This is a genomic window from Mycobacterium sp. NPDC003449 (assembly GCF_053588415.1).
Genome location: NZ_JBSFPX010000353.1, coordinates 1 through 2,416 on the forward strand (window position 1 = coordinate 1; position 2,416 = coordinate 2,416).

At 69.5% G+C, this 2,416-nt stretch carries 1 pseudogene; it reads left to right on the forward strand.

Going from position 1 to position 2,416, the window contains the following annotated elements:
• Positions 1-37: 37 nt before the first annotated feature.
• A pseudogene (locus tag ACWDTP_RS38185) lies at positions 38-2,362 on the forward strand (arabinosyltransferase); the annotation flags it as partial.
• Positions 2,363-2,416 lie beyond the last annotated feature (54 nt).

Consider the following 2,416-nt stretch of genomic DNA (forward strand, 5'->3'; position numbering starts at 1 on the left):
GTCGTGGTCCTCGGTCGCGCTGTAAACCTTGACCGCCTTCCGCTGGTTCGGCAGCCCCGAGGATCCGTTCGGCTGGTTCTACAACCTGCTGGCCCTGATGACCCACGTCAGCGATGCCAGCATCTGGATGCGGTTACCCGACCTGATCTGCGCGCTGGTGTGCTGGCTGCTGCTGTCCCGCGAGGTGCTGCCCCGGCTCGGGCCCGCCGTGATCGCCAGCAAGCCCGCGCTGTGGGCGGCGGGCCTGGTGCTGATGGCGGCCTGGATGCCGTTCAACAACGGCCTGCGCCCCGAGGGGCAGATCGCCACCGGCGCCCTGATCACCTATGTGCTGATCGAGCGCGCCGTCGTATCGGGCCGGCTCACCCCGGCCGCGCTGGCCATCACCGCGGCGGCGTTCACCCTCGGCATCCAGCCGACCGGCCTGATCGCGGTGGCCGCGCTGCTGGCCGGCGGACGCCCGCTGCTGCGCATCCTGGTGCACCGGCGGCGCCGGGTCGGCCTGTGGCCGCTCGTACTACCGCTGCTGGCCGCGGGCACGGTGATCCTCACCGTGGTGTTCGCCGACCAGACATTCGCAACCGTGTTGGAGGCCACCAGGATCCGCACCGCCATCGGGCCCAGCCAGGCCTGGTACACCGAGAACCTGCGCTACTACTACCTGATCCTGCCGACCGTCGACGGGTCGTTGTCGCGGCGGTTCGGCTTCATCATCACCGCGCTGAGCCTGTTCACGTCGATGTTCATCATGTTGCGGCGCAAACGGATTTCCGGGGTGGCCCGCGGACCGGTGTGGCGCTTGATGGGCATCATCTTCGCGACCATGTTCTGCCTGATGTTCACCCCGACCAAGTGGGTGCACCACTTCGGCCTGTTCGCCGCGGTCGGTGCCGCGATGGCCGCGGTGGCGACCGTACTGGCCTCGGCAGTGGTGCTGCGCTCGGCGCGCAACCGGATGACGTTCACCGCGGCCGTGTTCTTCGTGCTGGCACTGTGTTTCGCCACCACCAACGGCTGGTGGTACGTCTCCAGCTACGGTGTGCCGTTCAACAACGACAAACCCGCGATCGCCGGAATCACGGTGAGCGCCATCTTCTTCGCGCTGTTCGCGGTCACCGCACTGTGGGCGTTCTGGCTGCACCTGCGGCCGGGGGCCGAGAACCGGCTGGCCCGGCTGCTGACCGCCGCGCCGGTGCCGCTCGCGGCCGGGTTCATGGTCGTGGTGTTCGTCGCCTCGATGCTGTACGGGGTCATCCGCCAGGGCGGCACCTATTCCAACGCGACCGCCAACCTGAACGCGTTCACCGGCGGCTGCGCGCTGGCCGACGACGTCCTCGTCGAACCCGACACCAACGACGGCTTCCTGGCACCGCTGCCCGGCGACTACGGCCCGCTCGGCCCGCTCGGCGGGACGGCGCCCGCCGGGTTCACCCCCAACGGCGTGCCCGAACACATTGTCGCCGAGGCGATCCGGGTGACGGTGCCGATGCCGGGTATCGACGCGGACTGGGACGCACCGGCCAAGCTGGAGACCCTCGGCATCAACGGTTCCACGGTGCCGCTGCCCTACGGGCTCGATCCCGCGCGGGTCCCGCTGGCCGGCAGCTATGTCGAGGGCCCCGCCCAGCAGGAGAGCGCGCTCGCGTCGGCCTGGTACCAGCTGCCCGCGGCCGACCCGGCCCATCCCCTCGTGGTCGTGACCGCCGCCGGAACCATCACCGGCAACAGCGTTTTCAACGGCCTCACCGAGGCGCAGCCGGTCGAGTTGGAGTACGGCCACCAAGGACCCGACGGCGCCCCGGTGCCGGCGGGCCGGGTGGTGCCCTACGACCTCGGGCCCATCCCGTCATGGCGCAACCTGCGGTTCGACCGCAGCGAGATCCCGGCCGACGCCACCTACGTCAGGGTCGTCGCCGAGGACAAGTCACTGACCCCCGGCGACTGGATCGCGGTCACCCCGCCGCGGGTGCCCGAGGTCAAGACGGTGCAGGAGTACATCGGCTCGCAGCAGCCGGTGCTGATGGACTGGGCGGTGGGCCTGGCGTTCCCGTGCCAGCAGCCGATGCTGCACGCCAACGGCGTCACCGAGATTCCCAAGTTCCGCATCACACCGGACTACGAGGCCAAGCTCAAGGACACCGACACCTGGGAGGACGGCCTCAACGGCGGCCTGCTCGGCATCACCGATGTGCTGCTGAACCAGCGGGTGATGGCCACCTACCTGAACAAGGACTGGGGCCGGGACTGGGGCTCGCTGCGCAGGTTCGACACCATTGTCGATGCGGACCCGGCGACGATCGAGCTGGGCACCGCGACCCACAGCGGGCTGTACAAGCCGGGCAAGATCCGGATCAAGCCCTAACTCCCCCTGCCGAGCAGACGCGTCGGTACCCCGGAATGCGCATTCCCGGGTACC